The organism is Pseudanabaena minima str. Chao 2107, assembly GCF_051131155.1.
Lineage (GTDB): Bacteria > Cyanobacteriota > Cyanobacteriia > Pseudanabaenales > Pseudanabaenaceae > Pseudanabaena > Pseudanabaena minima.
In genome coordinates this window covers 2601711-2620287 of record NZ_CP159508.1, presented here as the reverse complement: position 1 = coordinate 2620287, position 18577 = coordinate 2601711, and the positions used below count along the sequence as shown (strand labels likewise).

The window sequence follows — 18577 nt, the reverse complement described above, 5'->3', positions numbered from 1 at the left end:
CGTAATTAGGATGTCGCGCAACACGCAACATCCTAATGCTTTTAGGCTGATTCTAACTCATCGGCAAAGAACCAAGACTTAGTGCTATCAGAGAATTTGACGATGTAGCCCCATTTGCTACCATCCATAATTTTCTCTTCTTTGATTACGCCGACTTCGCCAATTTTGTTAGAGATTGCCTTACCGCTACCATCTTTGAAACCACGAACACGAACTTTTTGTCCAACTTGCATAATGTTTGCTTCTCGTACCGAACTCGATAAATCTGTTGCGTTTGCTTTAAAAAGTTTACATTAGATGTTAGCTCTATAAAATAAAGAACCAATTTGTTGTGTTACGGCGGAGCTATACCACAACAAATATACTTAAGAGGAATGTCACGATGCCAGTGTCGATCGCCCAGATACAAAAATGGAAACAGCAAAAAAAGCCGATCGCGGCGCTGACAGCAAGTGACTATGCGATCGCCAAACTGCTAGACAAAGCAGGCGTGGATATGATCTTGGTGGGTGATTCTCTGGCGATGGTGGCGCTTGGTTATAAAAATACCTTGCCTGTTACCCTTGATGACATGATTCGTCATGCCCAAGCGGTCGGGCGTGGAGTTGATAATGCTTTACTAATTGTTGATATGCCATTTCTCAGCTATCAAATTTCTGCGGAAGAGGCAATGCGATCAGCGGGACGTATTTTCAAAGAAACGGATGCGCGGGGCATTAAGCTTGAAGGCGGGTATCCTGATATGGTTGAAACTATTCGTAAGCTAGTACAAGCAGGAATGCCAGTCATGGGGCATGTAGGCTTAACCCCGCAATCGGTGCATCGGATCGGTTATCGGGTTCAAGGTGGTACTCCTGACACTGCCGAAGAGATTTTACATCAGTCTAAAGCTTTAGTGGAAGCTGGTATTTTTGCACTGCTATTAGAAAATATTCCTGCGGATTTAGCTACCAAAATTACAGAACTAATTCCTGTCCCCACAATTGGTATTGGTGCAGGTCAAGGCTGTGATGGACAAATTCTTGTGACTCATGATGTTTTAGGCTTATCCGATTGGCAGCCTCCCTTTGCTCGTAAATATGTTGATTTGCAAAGCTCGATAACAGAAGCTGTTAAGCAGTATTGCCAAGATGTAAGAACCAAATCTTAGAAGATAGGTAAAATCAAATGCTAAGCGTACCTGCGGGATATAAGACCCAATCAGTTGATACCAGCATTGATGCTGAGATGTATCTGTTTGGGTTGTGGCGGCAAATGGATTTGCCGCAAAAAGAAAAGCTACTTTTGAGAGTCTTTAAAAAAGCTGCTATATTTACCCTGACTGGGCTCAAAAGTCTCTATCCAAATGCTTCACCGCAAGAAATTCGCTATCACTATGTCAGAAAACGTCTAGGAATCGATGTAGCGGAACTACTAAAATCTACAACATTTGACCAAGAACTAATGATAGAAGATCCAATTTATTTAGCTAGAAAGGTAGCTGTTTTACTGGAATCATTAAATATTCCCTATTACATTGGTGGTTCAGTTGCTAGTTCGTTGCAAGGTGAAGTTAGATTTACAGAGGATTTGGATCTAGTTGTAAGTATCCAACCAAATCAAACTCAATCAATCCTAAATGCGTTTTCCAAAGATTTTTATATTAGTGAGATTGCTGTTGATGATGCGATGCGTGGGAGGACTTCGTCTTTCAATATAATTGATTTAGAAACCACAGAAAAAGCAGACATATTCGTAATGCGGAATGATGCATTTGCACATTCTAAGATGGAACGAAGACAGTTATATATTCCAGTAAATCGACCTGCATCAGAAGCTATTTATCTTTGCAGTCCTGAAGATACAGTTTTACAAAAGTTAGTTTGGTATCGGATGACTAAGAATGAGTCACAGAGACAATGGCGCGATGTTTTGGGGGTGCTAAAGATTCAAGGCGATCGCCTTGATTTTGATTATTTGCAAAAATGGGCTGAGGAACTTAGCCTCAGTGATTTGTTAGAGACTGCTTGTACAGAGTCGGGGATAGAACTTTTCTTCTAAATAAAAAAGGAACGCGAAGCGCTCCTTTTGTTTGTCTTACCAACTACGTCCATTTACTGATCGCCTTAAGCCAGAGCCAGAACCAACCAGTTCTCTTGCTTCACTTTGAGGCTTGCTCATAGAACTATTGATTGAGTCCTGCTGTTTATCATCTTGATATTTTTGCTCATCGCGTAGTAACACCTCACGGACTGCTCGCACTAGCGATCGCTGAGCCAGTTTAGAAATAACATCGCGCCCAAAGGTGAGGGTTTGACGCTTAGTGAGAATACGGGTTGCTAAAGGCAAAATGTCAGTGGGAGCGATCGCCTTGTCTTTCTGGAGAATTGTCCATAGTCTCGCAATATAGCCTAAACTCGATGGAGTCTCAGTTTTAGCAATTGTTTCTTTGACGTGAGGATCAATCACGATATTGCCGATGGGTGACGTGCGAAATCTTTCTGGTAAACGTTTGCTTGCCTCAACTTCGATGCCTTTGACGATCTCATCGATGATGCGATCGTGCATAAATTCACTGCGATCGGACAGCAAGAAATCAATTCCTTTGTCGAGGGTTCCATTCAAGTTGTAGTCAGGATTGGTTTGAGCATTGCTGAGCAAATTCTCTAGACGATTCCAGCGGAATTCACCACCACGGAAGAGTAAATCCTTGAGAGCCATTCTTAACTCTGGTGCAGAGTCATTTAGCAGACGATTGGCGACATAGGGATAGGCAACTGCTAAAACTTTGAAATTAGGATCAACGCTAAAGGCAATACCTTCTAAAGTGACAAGCGATCGGATAATCAGCGCATAATAAGCAGGAACTTGGAAGGGATAGTCATACATGATCTGCGATAACTGATCGGTCATGTCTTTAAAATCCATTTGTGTCAAGCTTTGACCCTCAGGTGGATTGAAGACTTCCGATAGTGCGGGGACGATTGCATCAAAGTCGATATCTTCAGTCAAAAAGCCTAAACGTACATAGTCTTTAGAAAGAGCTATAAAATCACGATTGACTAAATGCACGATCGCTTCGATGAGTCCAAAGCGCTGCTCTGAGGAAACTTGACTCATCATGCCAAAGTCGAGATAGGCAAGTTTACCATCACCCATTACTAATAGGTTGCCAGGGTGTGGATCGGCATGAAAATAGCCATAGTCGAGCAATTGACGCAAAGAGCATTGCACGCCGACTTCGATGATGTGACGACTGTCAAAGCCAGCATCTTTGACTCCCTGCACATTGGTTAACTTAATGCCTTCAATCCATTCCATCGTCAATACACGTTTGGCAGTGTATTGCCAATAGATTTTGGGAACATAAATTCCTTCCAATCCACCATAGTATTCAGCAAACTTTTCGGCATTTTGACCTTCAAAGGTGTAGTCCATTTCCTCAAAAATGCGACTAGCAAATTCATCAAGGATCGCTGCTAAGTTAGTCCGCACAAACTTGAAAGTCTTTTTTAGCCATGTAGAAATACCACGTAGGATATACATGTCGAGTGCAATACCTGCGGCTATGTCAGGACGTTGGACTTTGATGGCAACGAGTTCGCCTGTTTTGAGTTTGCCTTTATAGACTTGACCTAATGAAGCCGCAGCGATCGGGTTATCGGAGATTTCGGCATAAACTTCCGAAGGCTCGGCTCCTAATGCATCACGAATAAATTGAAAGGCGATTTCGTTAGGAAATGGTGGGAGTTGATCTTGCAGTTCGGCGAGTTCGTCCATGAACACGGGTGGCACGATGTCGGGACGAGTCGAGAGGGCTTGACCAATTTTGATAAAGGCTGGACCAAGACGGGTTAGTAACTTTCGCGATTCGATCGCTAATTTTTTTAATTCTGTGGCTGAGGCTTTGGCACTAAGGCGTAGTCTCAAAATCAACCAGATCAGTGGGACAAAAATCACTATGCAGCGCCACCAGACCCGCAAAGGTTGGTTGCGGTAGTAGTTTGCGATCGCGTCAATGTCATAACGATCTAACTCAAAGTCTGTTTTGGTTACTGGCATAGAATTTTTGTAGACTCATCTGTAGACTTAATGTATAGATTATTTTAACAATTTGTAACAAGATTCGGGATAGCTCTCTAGGCTTAAGTTTGATTTCAATGAATGGAGTAAAATAAACCATAGATTTTTTATTTATTGCTGCTATGAGTCAAACCGATAACCTAGAAGAACGCTTTCGTGAGCTAGAGCGCGAAGTAATGGGAAATAAGCAACAAGCAAGTAGCCAAACACATGATCCTAACAAACGCGCTGAACCTGAATTTGTGGCGGTTGGGCAAAGTGTAGAGGCGGCTAAAACTGGCTTAGGCAGCCTCATTGCTTGGGTAAATAGTCTGACTGGAGCAACCAAAGTTGCCGCGATCGTGGCGATCGGGCTAGTTTCATTTACAATTCTGAGTTTTGTATTTAAACTAGTATCACTTGCCATTTCCATCGGCATTATGGCGCTAGTCGGGTTTATTTTGTACAAAGTATTCTTTGAGCCAAGCCCAACGAAATAAATAATCAAAATCTCTACTGCATAAAGATTTTATATCTAAAACTAAATGTCTATCAGGACTAATTCCTATGACTATTTCTCGTGCATCGCGTAGACCAATCCAGCCGAAATTGCGTTCTATGCCTCTACGGAAAACTCCTTCGGCACTATATATCCAGATGCATCAACTCGCCAATGAGAAAGAGCGACTACAAGAAGAACTAGTACGAGTATGCGATCGCCAGCAACAAATAGTTAATCGCCTTGCCGAGCTTGATCGCAATCTTGCGCAACTAGATCTAGATGTGGAGAATAATGCTGTAAGTGCAGAAATGTCAGAAGCACAGTTTGTCAATAAAATTAAGGCTAACCCCACAGAGCGCATTCAAACAACCCGTGGTGCAACCTATGAAAGCATGACAATTGAATATTAGTGAGTACTAGTTCAAGTGGTTTGAGTTGTCATTTTGCCTTAGGCAAAATGACAACTTTTATGAGAAGTGAATTTGTAGCAGCGAAACATCATCACCAAATTTGGCATTAGGATACTCGCTCTGGATTTTTTGCATAACTGAATTCGCGCTAATTTCTTCACTTAACGAGAACTTCTCCACTAAGTAATTAAAAAATTTAGGCATTCCCCATATTTTTTCATTTTCTTGCATAACTTCAAAAATGCCATCACTGCAAATAAAAAGTTTACTGTCTGGCGCTATCAATAGCTCCGAGCTAGTGTAATCAACATCAGGGAAAAATCCTATAGGCATATCTAGGCTAGGCAGTTCTTGTGTTTGCGGATTTTCAGGAGATCCAGAAATCAGAATTCCTTGGGGATGTCCAGCATTAGCATAGACCAGCTTCCGTTGCGATCGCTCATAAACTCCATACCACATTGTGAAATAGCGACCATTATGTTGACTCATCTGAAAAGCTCTATTAAGTTCCATCATAATTGCACTAGGCTCATAAAACTTCTCTTTCCCAAAGGACTGCGATCGTAAGAGATTTAAAATTGAAATAGATAATAATGCTGAACCTACGCCATGACCAGAAGTATCAATCAGATACATAGCCAGATGATCAGGATCTAGCCAATAAAAATCATAACAGTCACCACCAAGTTGACTAGACGGAATAAACTCAGCCGTAATGTTTACTACACCTTGTAAAGCCAAGGGCAACAAATCTCTGATATATTCTCCTGCCTCCGCAAGTTCTGCCTCTAGCAACTGCTTTTGCGATTGTAAGTCTTTATTAAGTTGATAGATTCTTAAACCAGCCCTGACACTGGCAATTAATTCTGTTTTGTCAATCGGTTTAGACAAGAAATCATCAGCTCCATTATCTAAAGCCTGAACTTTGTCTTCTACAGCTCCTTTAGAGGTTAGCAAAATAAAAATTGTTGACGATAAATTCTGATCTAGCTTGAGTTGACGACAGACTTCTAGCCCGTCTACTTCTGGCATCATCCAATCACAGATAACTAAGGCAGGGAGATGTTTCTTTGATAACGATATTCCCTCAGTCCCATTCTTAGCCACAATTACCTTATAGCCTTGACTTTGCAGAGTGTTTTTTAAAATCATCTGCATGACAAGATCGTCATCAATTACTAGAATTTCCAACATTCCGTTTGCCTGAAATACTATATTTAGATAGAGTTATATAAGTTAATTTAACTAAATTAATTTAATTAGAAAAAACATCATTCAAACTGAAAATAAGTTCTTTGAAGAACCATATCTCAGTTACCTACAAATTTACAATAGCTAAGTTTAATCAGTCAAATGATGGATGTCTTTACCTATGATAAAACCGCAGATGGACTCTACAGCAGGAGAATAGTTAAGTATTATGTCCCAATCTCCTGAGCTAGTTTTTTTATCTGTTCAATATCTTTTGAAATTTTCTTAAGTAAGATTTTGGTGTTTTCTGGCATTTTTTTGTTTTTGCCGTTTTCTTCTAATAAACTAGCTAATTTTGCAACTCCAGTAATCCCGATCGCTGAGCTCGATCCTTTGATAAAATGTGCTTCATGCTCAATATTTATGTACTCTTTTGTAGATATTGCGATCTCCAAGGCTTCTACATGTTCAGGCATCGACATTGAGTAAGCTTGCAATAGTTCTTGCTTAAATTCATTATTACCACTACACATTTCATCAAGATATTGCCAATCAATTTCTACTTCAGAATCACTTAGGATGTCATCAATTTCAGAAGTATAACTCTTGGGTAATAAGATCTCAACATTAGGAACAAAATTCACATTATCTTTCTCGGATAGAATCTGGTTCCAGTAATCTAACTTCCTTGCCAAATCTTCTTTGCGTACAGGTTTACTCAAAAAATCATCCATGCCCGAATCAAGACAGCGATCGCGATCTTCTTGCATCGCATTAGCAGTTATCGCGATGATAATTAGTTTTGGAAACTTATAATTTGGGGCTGCTTCGCGATCGCGGATTTTCCAACTGGCAGTATAGCCATCAAGGATTGGCATTTGGCAATCCATTAAAATAATATCGTAGGGAACTTTTTCAAGTAGATCTAAAGCTTCTTGCCCATTAGCGACAACATCTACCTTAAAGCCCAAGCTGTGCAATTGATTGACGGCAACTTTTTGATTGATCGGACTATCTTCAGCAAGCAATATTCTGAGTTTTGAGGCAGGGCGAATTTCTTTAGTCTTAAGGTTCTCTTTGAGTATTGTTTGTTCATCTGGTGTGCCTGCGATCGTATTAACTAAACTATTTAATAAACGCGCTTTGCGAACTGGTTTACAGAGATAGTCAGCAAAGCCAATCTCCAACATACGCCTCGCAGCACCACTTTGATCTAGAGAAGTAAGCATGGTTAAATGTATATCCTTCAGCATTTTGGAGCTTTTAATTTGGATTCCCAATTGCTCGCCATCTAATTCAGGCATTTGCATATCCAGTAGTGCAATTTGATATGGCTGTCCCATCTCTATGGCTCGAAGTAGACAAGGAATAACCTCCGTAGATTGGATAAGTACATCGACCACCATCCCCCAAGATTTCAGCTGATGATAAAGGATATTACAGTTCGTGATGCTGTCATCAACCACCAAAACCTTTAGCCCTTGAAGGTGCTCTACCCCTAAGCTATGATTTTTACGAGATTTATTAATTTGCTTTTGAAAAGGAACTGTAAACCAGAAAGTTGAACCTTTCCCCTCTTCACTTTCCAAATGAATTTCTCCTCCCATTAGCTCTACCAGTTGTTTGCAGATAGCCAAACCCAAGCCTGTGCCCCCGTATTGCCTAGTTGTTGAAGCATCAACTTGAATGAAAGGCTGAAATAGCTTAGATTGAGCAGATTCTGGTATCCCAATCCCAGTGTCAATCACAGCAAACCTCAAAATAACAGAATTTTCTAGTTCAGATTCTAGGTTTACTTCAATGATCACCTCTCCTTGTTCAGTAAATTTAATGGCATTATTAGTCAGATTCAATAAAATTTGTCGCAAGCGACTGATATCTCCTTGTAAATATTTTGGAGTGTTTGGATGGAAAAATGTAGCTATTTCTATGCCTTTACTGTGAGCAGGTTTAGCTAAAATATCAGCGATCTCTTCTATACTTAACTCTATATCAAAGTCAAGTATCTCTAACTGCATCTCATGGGCTTCCAGTTTAGAGAAATCGAGAATTTCATTTATAAGATTTAGTAGGTGCTCTCCACTGTTGTGAATAGTGTCAGCCAAATCTCGCTGTTGCGCATCCAGATTAGTCTCAAGCAATAAACCTGTCATCCCAATCACCGCATTCATTGGTGTCCGAATTTCATGGCTCATTGTTGCCAAGAAAGAACTTTTTGCCTTGTTAGAATCTTCTGCTATTTGTTTGGCTATTTGGAGCTCATAATTTTGTTGATTTAGCCGCTCATTCAATTCGACTAGTTCTTGTGTTCTAAGATTTACACTATTCTCTAATTCTGCTTTAGACTGCTGCAATAATGTCTGGGCTCTTTGTTGTTCAGTAATATCATTAATTGTGATAACTATGCTAATCTCTTTTGGCTCGTTAAGCGCTATTTCCACGTAGGTAGAAGTAACCTCAAGAATCGAGCCTTTCTCGCTAAGATAGCACTCGTAACACTCACTAATTTTTCCTTTCTTCTCCATAGCTAATGCTACGGGATATTTATCGGCTGGTACAAGAATGCCATCATAATGCAGAGGCAAAAGTGACAGCAATTCTTTGCCCAAAATCATAATATGTAATTTTCCAACTAAGCGATCAAAAGATTTATTACACCATTGGATACGTCCTTCCGCATTAGTCCAGACAATGGCACTATCTACTGCACCCAGAGCGATTTCCATTTTCCCTAGAGTTGATCGCAGTTCCTGTATTTGAGAAGGTGTAGATTCCATGAATATAATCTTAGGATTGTTAACTAAAAAATCAAGATTCAAGTGGACGAAGTGTTGCCCCAAAGCTCCATTTATCATCTTGTTTTTCAGCAAGAATATAGTGCTCAGATAGGATCTCTCGCTCATCTTTAGTAATAACTTTAAGCTCTAGTGGGTGATTTAGAATAGTTGCAACACCCGATGCAGTGAAACGAGAAAAGCCCATGTGATGCGACTCTCGAAAATAAATTGGTAAAATCACCGAGATCAGTTGCCCAATAATTTCCTGTTTTTCCCATCCTGTAAATATTTCAAAATGCTCATTAATATCAACAATAATGCCTTGAAAGTCAGCAATGACACCAGGGAGATCTCCAGTTAAAATCTCAGCAAGTGTCTGGGGACGGTTCATAGAGAAATCCTCAAAAATAATATGATGTTAATCGTGTTCTTACTTAAGACTTAATCTAGTTAATTATTATACCTTTTGAATTGCTTGATAAGTATAGTTTTTGTCGATTAAATCAAATCCCAAGAAGATAATGACAAAGCTAAGCTTCGTCATTATCTTCTTGGGATTTATGTACACATAGTAGTACAGAAGATCTCGACAAATCAAAACCCAAAATAAAAGTGGCGATGCGTTGCACTGTCATTTTTATTTTGGGTTTTATGTCTTATACAAAACTTACTTTGCTATAGTAATTTCCTATCAAACGAATAAATAAAATTTAAAAAAGTAGTGCCAAGCACTACTTTTTTAAATTTTATTTATTCGTTTTTGAGTCCTAAGCCTTGTAGTTAAGTGAATGAAGATCTAAACATGGCTTTCTATTTCATTAAGTCCTAAAGTTATTCTATCAAAAAGTAAGATTGCATTTTCAGGGAGTATTTTTTGTTTGCTACTCTCCTCTAGTATTGATGCAAGTTTTGCGATGCCATTAATACCGATCGCAGCGCTCGAACCTTTGATAAAATGGGCTTCTTGCTCAGTCTCAATATATTGTTTTTGGGCGATCGCAATTTTTAGAGCTTCCATATGTTCAGGAAGAGAGCTTAAATATGCTAGCAAAAGTTGTTGTTTAAACTCTTTATCACCGTTAGATATTTCTTCTAGATATGCCCAATCAACTTCCAATTCTTCTTCAATACTATTGGGCGTAGCTACTTTAGTATCAGATAAAGGTGAGACCTCATTAATTTTGGTGATTTTTAGCTCACCCCGCTGGGCAATGATTTTGCTCCACCGTGAGAGGATATCAGCGAGATTCTCTTTGCGGACTGGCTTGCTGAGGTAGTCATCCATCCCCGCCGCTAAGCAGCGATCGCGATCTTCCTGCATTGCATTAGCTGTCAGAGCAATGATAATAACCTTAGTGTCAGAATAACCTTTGTTTGCTTCTAAAGTCCGAATTTGGCGGCTTGTAGTATAACCATCCAAAATTGGCATTTGACAATCCATTAAAATAATATCGTAATGAATTTGCGAAAATAGCTCTAAAACTTCCTGCCCATTTGCTGCGATATCAGTCTGATATCCTAAACTCTGAAGCTGATTGATCGCCACCTTTTGATTAACTAAACTATCCTCTGCAAGTAAAATTTTGAGATTGAGAGGCAAAACTGGAGGAAGAAAACATGAAGGATAAATGGAAGGTTCAAAAACTAATTTTTGGGCTATTCCTGAGATAATTTCAATTAAACAATTCAAAAGACGCATCTTGCGGACAGGTTTGCGAAGATACTCAGTAAACCCAATCTCGATCATGCGTGTAGCATCTCCACTTTGATCGAGAGATGTTAACATTACCAAGTGAATATCTTTCAGATTTGGAGAGCTTTTAATTTGTTTCCCAAGTTGCTCACCATCAAGCTCTGGCATTTGCTTGTCGAGGATAGCAATCTTATACGGATCAGTTTCGGCGATCGCCCTTTCTAGATAAGATACAGTCAAATTAGATTGCTGAATCGTATCAACACGCATTCCAAAACTACTGAGTTGATGGTAAAGAATATTGCAGTTAGTAATACTATCATCAACCACAAGTACTCTCACACCTTCTAGGATTTCAGCACCTGCATCATTGCGAGGACAGTTGCTCTGTTTCTGGAATGTAATCACAAACCAAAATGTCGAGCCTCTATTCTCTTCACTTTGTACATGGATTTCACCACCCATTAATTCTACAATTTGTTTGCAAATTGCTAAACCTAAGCCAGTACCACCATATTGACGAGTTGTTGAGGCATCAACTTGAGTAAAAGGCTGAAACAACTTTGTTTGAGATGCTGGAGGAATACCAATACCAGTATCAATAATCGCAAATTTTAAAACCGCATCACTTTCAGTCTCAGATTGAAGCGTTACTTCAATTATGACTTCACCTTGAGATGTAAACTTGATTGCATTGTTTGTCAAATTTAGCAAAACTTGGCGTAAACGGCTGACATCACCACACAAACATTTAGGCACATTGGGATGAATAAATGATGCTAGTTCAATACCCTTAAAATAAGCTGATGGTGCAAGAATTTCCGTGATTTCTTCAATGCTGATATCTAAATCAAAATCAAGATTCTCTAATTGCATTTCACCTGCTTCTAATTTAGAGAAATCCAGAATTTCGTTGATTAGATTTAATAAATGATCACCACTAGAACGAATTGTGTCTGCGAAGTCTCTCTGCCGCTCATCAAGCTCAGTATCTAGGAGCAGTCCCGTCATCCCAATAACAGCATTCATCGGGGTGCGAATCTCATGACTCATTGTTGCTAAAAATGAGCTTTTTGCCATTGTCGCTTGTTCTGCTTCGGCACGCGCCAGATCTAAAGCGATATTTTGTTCTTGTAAAAGTTTAAGTTGTTCTTTTTCTTGGGCTAGCAATCTTGACTGGGCGATCGCAATCCCAATTTGATCTGCAAGTTGGCTCATGAGATTGATCTCAAAGGATTCCCAATGTCGCGGCGCTGAACATTGATGAGCGATCAATAGTCCCCATAACTGCTCATTTTCAAGAATGGGAACAACCAAATTTGCTTGCACTTGAAAACTGGTTAAAAGTTCTTTGTGACATTCACTGAGATCTGATTCAGCAACATTATCGATCGCTAATTTCCGTCCTTGTTGATAGACTTGCCAATATCCTGTTTGAAAGCATGTATCTTGAATATTCGTATTCAGCGAAGATCGCCATTTTGGATTGATTGATTCTACTACTACAGTCCCACTCCAATCGGGCTGAAATTGATAGATGATGACGCGATCGGCTCTAACAAGTTTGCGGATCTCACTAACAGATGTATTGAGTATTTCTTTAAGATCTAAGGATTGACGAATGCGTAAAGCAATATCTGAAAGCAGTAGCGATCGCCAGTTCTGTTTGTGTAAATCCCTTTCAACTTTCCGCTTCTCCATGAATTGACCGATCTGTCTACTGATGGCTGTGACTACGTTGAGTAGTTCAGGACTGGAATTTTGGCATTGACGGCTAAACATTGTAATCACAGCCAAAGTGGTCTCATTCTCACCACAGACAGGAAAACTTAATGCATAGTTGACACCTAATTTCTTAACAGCTTCTAATTTATAGAAATTAGGATATTGGTCAATCTCCACACACTTAGCACATCCTTCAGCCCAAACGGAACCAATCAAACCCGATCCATACTCAATTGACATTAGTTGATGAGTTTGGATTAGCTCGGTTGAGTCAATTGCTGGATTGGTATAACTTGTCATGAGGTTGAGAGTGTGGGGATAGCTACTGGTGAGCCACAGTTCCGCAATATCCCAAGATAATTGTTCGCAAAGTGTGCGTAAGATGCGGATAGCCGCGCCACTAAAGCTCGATGATTCTGCTAGGACTCGTGCGATTTGATTTTGGGTAGTTACCAATTTTTCCGTCTGTTGACGACGAAGGCGATCGCGTTCGGCTTCCTTTTGCGAAGTAATATCTTTGGCTACACCCAGAAACCCTGTAATCTCTTTTCGCTCATTACGAATCGCTGTAATCGATAGTAAGACAGGAATGCGATCGCCATTTTTACAAATATAAGTCCATTCTTTTTCAAATACTTCCCCCAACTTCACTTTAGCTGTTAACACTTCAAAACCAACTTCAATGGTTTGGTTTAACTCGGCTGATAATTTCTGCGATCGCTCGATAATTTCCCTAATATCATGGAAGATTGTAAGGTTTTTCCCAATTATTTCTAATGCCTTATATCCCAACATTAATTCTGCGCCTGAGTTGAAGGATTGAATATTACCTTGCAAGTCAGTGGCAATAATTGCAAAGTTAACACTATCTAAAATCGCTTGTTGAAGCATCGATACTCTCTTAGAGGACTCAAGTACAGACACAAGAAGATTTGCTGCTTCATTGTTGCGCCTTAACTCTAACTGGCTGATTACTAGACGACTGAGGGCTTCGAGTTGTTGGATTTGGGTATATGTTAAATCACGAGGCTGGCGATCGATGACACATAAAGTGCCTAAGGTGAAATTATCAGCAGTTCTTAAAGGTATACCAGCATAAAAGCGAATATGCGGTTCATCAGCCACTAAGGGATTGTCAGCAAAACGAGGATCTTGAAGTGTATCGGTCACATGCAACATGTCCGCGTTAGCAACCGCATGGGCGCAAAAGGAAATGTCACGCGATGTCTCTGATATGTCAATGCCAACACGGGACTTAAACCATTGCCGATCGCGATCAATTAGCGATATCAAAGCGATCGGTGTGCCACAGATACTAGCAGCCAATTGCGTCAGATCATCATATTCTTGCTCTGGTAATGTATCGAGAATGTTGTATCTCTCAAGAGCAACTTGGCGATCGCTTTCATTGGATGGTATTTGAGGTTTTTGCATAAAATTAAACTAAATAAATATTGATAAATATTGAAATTGATTGCTTATTTTCCCCAGTTCACAGAATCTCTCATAACTATCAGCTATAAAAACACCTATCGGGTGTTTTTATATGATTATTCAGGATGTTTATAATACTAAATCCGATTTAGACAAGTTGTAAAAAGATAGTTTAGAAGGATGGTGTAAAACTCTGTCCTTCTAAACTATCTTAATCGGATTTGGTATAATGCAGACAGTAATAACAGGAAAATTGAAATGGGTAAAAACAAGGAAAAATCAACTGATAAGGAGCTATCTGGGGCAATTAATATCGGAATTTCTGAAGAAGATCGGACTGCGATCGCTGAAGGTCTATCGCGGTTGCTCGCTGATACCTATACTCTCTATCTTAAGACCCATAATTTCCATTGGAATGTGACAGGACCAATGTTCAATACATTGCATCTCATGTTTGAAGCACAATACACAGAACTTGCCCTAGCCGTCGATCTAATTGCAGAAAGGATTCGCTCTCTTGGTATTCCTGCGCCTGGAACATATTCAGCCTATGCGAAACTCACTTCGATTCCTGAAACTGAAGGAGTTCCTAAAGCAACAGAAATGATCAAGTTGCTAGTCGAAGGACAAGAAGCTGTAACTCGCACTGCCCGTTCCATTTTCCCGATCGCTGAAAAAGCAAGTGATGAACCTACAGCCGATTTATTGACTCAACGGATGCAAGTCCATGAAAAAACTGCATGGATGTTGAGAAGTTTGTTAGAAGAATAATCGTAAATTAGAACGCTTTGCGCTTAAAACCAAACCAAGGAAGTTTTTAAAAGCGTTGCTTTGCAACGCTTTTAAAAACTTCCTGAGGGTACATTTGAATGCGTGGCTTAATTTAACGTGAGTTCGATATTGCCATTTGCGTCGTGCAAAGCACGACGCAAATGGCGAAAAATAGTAGGAATCGCTTAGCGATTCTTACCATTTTTCGCTTTCGTCGAACTGACGTTAATTTACGATAGGATAAGTTTTTAGAATATAAGCATCTCCATCGAAGTTGAATAATCCGCTTTTTTTGATAGGTTTCCCAATATTTTTTTTGCTTTTACAAGTCCCCGCCACACTTGTATTGCTAAAACGTCTTAGCACAGCCCGCGATCGCACAGCACCGTTACTTCCACTTGAGCCAGCAGCCGAAGAATTAGCTAAGCAATCACCTAAAGTTTCGATAGTCATCCCCACACTCAATGAGATCGATCGCTTACCGACTTGTTTAGAAGGCTTACGGGATCAAGCTGCCAAAGAAATTATCGTGGTTGACAGCCGATCGCAGGATGGCACACCCGAATATGTGCATAAATTGCAAAAAGAGTTTCCCATTCCTCTCAAACTAATTACCGATGATCCTCTGCCTGAAGGTTGGGTGGGTCGCCCTTGGGCTTTACACACAGGATTTTTGCATAGCGATCCTACAAGTGAATGGGTGCTGGGCATTGATGCTGACACATTGCCACAAAAGGGACTAGTAGCCAGTTTTGTCCAGCAAGCCACTGAGGACAATTTTGATATTGTTTCCCTGTCACCGAAGTTTATTCTCAAAACCGCAGGTGAACAATGGTTACAACCTGCGTTATTAATTACCCTGATTTTTCGATTTGGAGCAACAGGCGATCGCACCCAGTTTACCGAAGATCGGGTGATGGCAAATGGTCAATGTTTTTTATCAAAACGCACCAAGCTCGTCGAACTAGATGGCTATGAACTTGCTAAGTCGTCATTTTGTGATGACGTTACCCTTGCTAGAGCCGCATCCCAACGTGGCGCAAAAGTGGGCTTTCTTGATGGTGCAGCACTGATGCAGGTGCGGATGTATACATCGATGGAAGAAACATGGCGCGAATGGGGGCGATCGCTTGATCTTAAGGATGCCTCAACCCCGACGCAAACCTTTGTTGATTGCCTGTTACTTACTGCTGTTCAAGGATTACCAATACCTTTGCTAATAGCACTGTCAATTTGGCAACCTGTACCATCTCTATTGCTAAATATTTTGTTCTGGCTCAATGTCTTTCTCATATTTATTCGCTGCTTACTAGTATTTGGCATTCGCACTAGTTACACCGAAGTGGGCTTTTGGTTTTGGCTATCTCCTCTAGCTGATCCCTTTGCTGTAATGCGAATTTGGATTTCAGCATTTACCAAACCCAAAAGTTGGCGCGGTCGTACTTACTCATAGAACAATACTCATAGAACAAAGGGGACTTAAGTTCCCCTTGTTCTATAGGAAATTTTGCTTAAACAAACCACAATAAAATTTTTAAAAGCGTTGCTTTGCAAAGCTTTTAAAAATTTTATTGGTTGGGGATTGGACACTGATCGCTGCCGGAAGTTAGAAAAATACAACACGACTATCAAATCCTTGACGACGAATAGTTAAGTTGAGAGTCTCAGCACTGCCACGATCAGGGTAGCCTTGTACTTCGATATAAGTACCACGGTAAGAAGAGCGTAATTGAGCATTAGGAGCGATCGCTTGGACTCGTTGCAACTCCGATACTAAACCCGTGGGAATAATCACGAAATAGCGTAATTGTGCGCCAGAGGTCGAGTTTTGAGCAGTGATTGGCGGAATACTTTGAGTCGGGAAAGACTGACTTTGTGGGGGAAGTGGTTGAGGCGATCGCACAATTTCGATCGCATTGTTACTAGGAAACCCTGAGTTAGGCACATTGGGTAATGGCTCATCTACCCGTACTGTTGGAATAGATTCCACAGGAATTGGCGCGGATGAGATGGGAGGATTATTGCTAGGGATGGGAGGTATCGAACTAACAGGAGCAGAGGGGAAAGTTGCAAATTTATTTTGTACTGTTTGGATTTGGGGATTTAGCCCTGCTTGACTAAATTGAGCAGCACGGCGTTGTGCAAGATTTAAGTTATTGAAGCGTCCTAGTTGTACCACCTGCTCACCTGTGGCTAAGCGACTGATAAATGCATCGGGCGCTAACACCTTAGCCTGTTGTACATTTGCCACATTGGGTAAATAGACGAGATACTGAGTGCTACTGGCATTGGTGGGGACAGCTACTGGGAATGAGTCATTTGGGAAAGACTGGGCGTTGGCGCTAGAATCGTTCATCGCAGTGGTGCTAATACTCAATAGAGATACTAGTCCAAGGGCAACGTTGCGAAGAGTGTTTTGTGTGTGGAGTCTCATATGCTTGAGCTGAAGGTAGCAAAAAATGAAATTGGGCGCGATTGTACCATACTCTACAAGACTCACGTAATCTCCTTTAGTTTCAAACAGCAATTCTCATTATAAAAATCGTTTTTTTGAAAGCCCGCCGTTGGCGGGCTTTCAAAAAAACGATTTTGGTGTTTCCAGCGCCAAAGGCGCTGGAAACACCAAAATCGGTTTCATAATGAGAAAATAGCTTGAAGGGCGGCGCTTTGCGCCGCCCTTCACTATAAATCGCGATGGGTAAAGGCTTTAGCCTTTGCACCTGTGTAGTTAGCCACGATATGACCATCACCCACAAGGCGATATTTATAGGTAACTAGCCCTTCTAAACCTACTGGACCACGAGGCGGCATTTTGCTCGTGCTAATGCCCACTTCTGCGCCAAAGCCATAGCGGAAACCGTCAGCAAATCGGGTTGAGCAGTTATGAAATACCCCAGCAGCATCGATATCGCTCATAAATATTTCAGCGATCGCTTGATTTTCGGTGACGATCGCTTCGGTATGTTTCGAGCCGTAGGTAGTGATATGGGCGATCGCTTCTTCTAGAGAATCAACAATTTTGATGGACAAAATCAAATCACAATATTCCGTTGACCAGTCGGATTCTTCCGCAGGATTGATCGCTATGATTTCCAGAGTGCGATCGCAGCCACGTAGCTCTACACCACGCTCTTGCAAAGCAGTGAAAGCTAGAGGCAAAAATTTAGAGGCGATCTCTCTATTTACCAACATCGTCTCGATCGCATTACAAGCCGCAGGATATTGGGTTTTGCTATCGACAGCGATCGCGACAGCTTTTTCCAAATCCGCCGACTCATCTACATATAAATGGCAGACTCCATCAGCATGACCGAGGACGGGAATATGCGTATTGTCTTGGATATAGCGCACAAACTGATTAGAACCTCTAGGAATAATCAAATCGATCAGTTTATCCATCTTTAAAATAGCTAAGGTTTCGGCGCGGGTGGTCAATAGCTGCACTACATTTGGCGATACGCTACCTTGTTTTGTAAATAGCTCTTCTAAAGCTTTGTACATGACTAAAGCGATCGCTTCACAGGAATGTACAGCTTCACTACCACCTTTAAGAATTACGCCATTGCCTGACTTAATACCTAGCGCTGCTATTTGGGTAACCGCATCAGGACGCGCTTCAAAAATGACCCCGATTACGCCCAATGGGCAAGACAAACGCTCTAATACTAACCCTGCATCTAGCTCACGATGAATTTGGCGATCGCCGATGGGGTCGGCAAGGCGGATTACATCGCGCACACCTGCGATCATGCCTTTCAGTTTATTGGCATCCAGTTTAAGGCGAGCGATCAAGGCGCTGGGCAATTTGTTGGCACTTGCCGCAGCGATATCCTTTTGATTAGCAGCCAAAATCATTTCAGTTTGTTGCTCTAGGGCAACAGCGATCGCTTCTAAAGCAGCATTTTTGGAGGTGGTTGGCAATTTTGCTAGGGCGATCGCCGCTGTGCGAGTGCGTTGGATCGACTCTAATAAATCTTGTGGCAAATCCTGTGACAAATCTATAGATACATTCCCAGACACGTTAATCTCTATT

At 40.9% G+C, this 18577-nt stretch carries 14 protein-coding genes; 6 read left to right on the top strand and 8 right to left on the bottom strand.

Annotation, left to right across the window (positions count from 1 at the left end; translation table 11 throughout):
* Window positions 1-41: 41 nt before the first annotated feature.
* Complete coding sequence (gene petP, locus ABM313_RS11865; RefSeq protein ID WP_094528931.1) at window positions 42-233, bottom strand: cytochrome b6f subunit PetP; 192 nt, start codon at window positions 231-233, stop codon at window positions 42-44.
* A gap of 149 nt (window positions 234-382) precedes the next feature.
* On the opposite strand from petP, the gene panB reads away from it, so the two are divergent.
* Both panB and ABM313_RS11855 read left to right on the top strand, forming a co-directional pair.
* Window positions 383-1150: a 3-methyl-2-oxobutanoate hydroxymethyltransferase gene (panB, locus tag ABM313_RS11860; protein WP_434688225.1), complete on the top strand. Its 768-nt coding sequence runs from the start codon at window positions 383-385 to the stop codon at window positions 1148-1150.
* A 17-nt stretch (window positions 1151-1167) separates the two neighbouring features.
* A complete protein-coding gene (locus tag ABM313_RS11855) occupies window positions 1168-2040 on the top strand; it encodes a hypothetical protein (RefSeq protein WP_434688224.1) in 873 nt (290 codons plus the stop codon).
* A 36-nt stretch (window positions 2041-2076) separates the two neighbouring features.
* Here the strand turns inward: ABM313_RS11855 and ABM313_RS11850 are convergent, their stop codons facing one another.
* Window positions 2077-4041, bottom strand: a complete 1965-nt coding sequence (locus tag ABM313_RS11850; RefSeq protein ID WP_434688223.1) for an ABC1 kinase family protein — start codon at window positions 4039-4041, stop codon at window positions 2077-2079.
* Between the two features lie 143 nt (window positions 4042-4184).
* Between ABM313_RS11850 and ABM313_RS11845 the strand changes: the two genes are divergently transcribed.
* Window positions 4185-4541, top strand: a complete 357-nt coding sequence (locus ABM313_RS11845; RefSeq protein WP_190580603.1) for a hypothetical protein — start codon at window positions 4185-4187, stop codon at window positions 4539-4541.
* A gap of 67 nt (window positions 4542-4608) precedes the next feature.
* Window positions 4609-4953, top strand: a complete 345-nt coding sequence (locus ABM313_RS11840; RefSeq protein ID WP_434688220.1) for a hypothetical protein — start codon at window positions 4609-4611, stop codon at window positions 4951-4953.
* 57 nt (window positions 4954-5010) lie between these two features.
* Here the strand turns inward: ABM313_RS11840 and ABM313_RS11835 are convergent, their stop codons facing one another.
* The 4 genes from ABM313_RS11835 to ABM313_RS11820 all read right to left on the bottom strand — a co-directional run bounded on the left by ABM313_RS11835 (window position 5011) and on the right by ABM313_RS11820 (window position 13773).
* Window positions 5011-6147: a SpoIIE family protein phosphatase gene (locus tag ABM313_RS11835; RefSeq protein ID WP_434688218.1), complete on the bottom strand. Its 1137-nt coding sequence runs from the start codon at window positions 6145-6147 to the stop codon at window positions 5011-5013.
* 224 nt (window positions 6148-6371) lie between these two features.
* A complete protein-coding gene (locus ABM313_RS11830; RefSeq protein ID WP_434688217.1) occupies window positions 6372-8921 on the bottom strand; it encodes a response regulator in 2550 nt (849 codons plus the stop codon).
* Between the two features lie 31 nt (window positions 8922-8952).
* Window positions 8953-9312 (bottom strand): PAS domain S-box protein, encoded by a 360-nt coding sequence (locus tag ABM313_RS11825; RefSeq protein WP_434688215.1) that lies wholly within the window; start codon window positions 9310-9312, stop codon window positions 8953-8955.
* A 405-nt stretch (window positions 9313-9717) separates the two neighbouring features.
* The gene (locus ABM313_RS11820; protein WP_434688214.1) at window positions 9718-13773 is read right to left on the bottom strand and encodes a GAF domain-containing protein; all 4056 of its coding nucleotides are present in this window, start codon (window positions 13771-13773) and stop codon (window positions 9718-9720) included.
* 258 nt (window positions 13774-14031) lie between these two features.
* Here ABM313_RS11820 and ABM313_RS11815 point away from each other — a divergent pair, with 258 nt between their 5' ends.
* Both ABM313_RS11815 and ABM313_RS11810 read left to right on the top strand, forming a co-directional pair.
* Window positions 14032-14544 carry a Dps family protein gene (locus ABM313_RS11815; protein ID WP_434688212.1) on the top strand — a complete coding sequence of 171 codons (513 nt, stop codon included), beginning with the start codon at window positions 14032-14034 and terminating at the stop codon, window positions 14542-14544.
* A 316-nt stretch (window positions 14545-14860) separates the two neighbouring features.
* The gene (locus ABM313_RS11810) at window positions 14861-15997 is read left to right on the top strand and encodes a glycosyltransferase (protein ID WP_434688210.1); all 1137 of its coding nucleotides are present in this window, start codon (window positions 14861-14863) and stop codon (window positions 15995-15997) included.
* 153 nt (window positions 15998-16150) lie between these two features.
* Here ABM313_RS11810 and ABM313_RS11805 read toward each other — a convergent pair whose 3' ends face one another.
* Together ABM313_RS11805 and ABM313_RS11800 are read right to left on the bottom strand one after the other, a co-directional pair.
* Complete coding sequence (locus ABM313_RS11805) at window positions 16151-16978, bottom strand: hypothetical protein (RefSeq protein WP_434688208.1); 828 nt, start codon at window positions 16976-16978, stop codon at window positions 16151-16153.
* A gap of 248 nt (window positions 16979-17226) precedes the next feature.
* Complete coding sequence (locus ABM313_RS11800; protein WP_434688206.1) at window positions 17227-18564, bottom strand: glutamate-5-semialdehyde dehydrogenase; 1338 nt, start codon at window positions 18562-18564, stop codon at window positions 17227-17229.
* Between the last annotated feature and the right edge of the window lie 13 nt (window positions 18565-18577).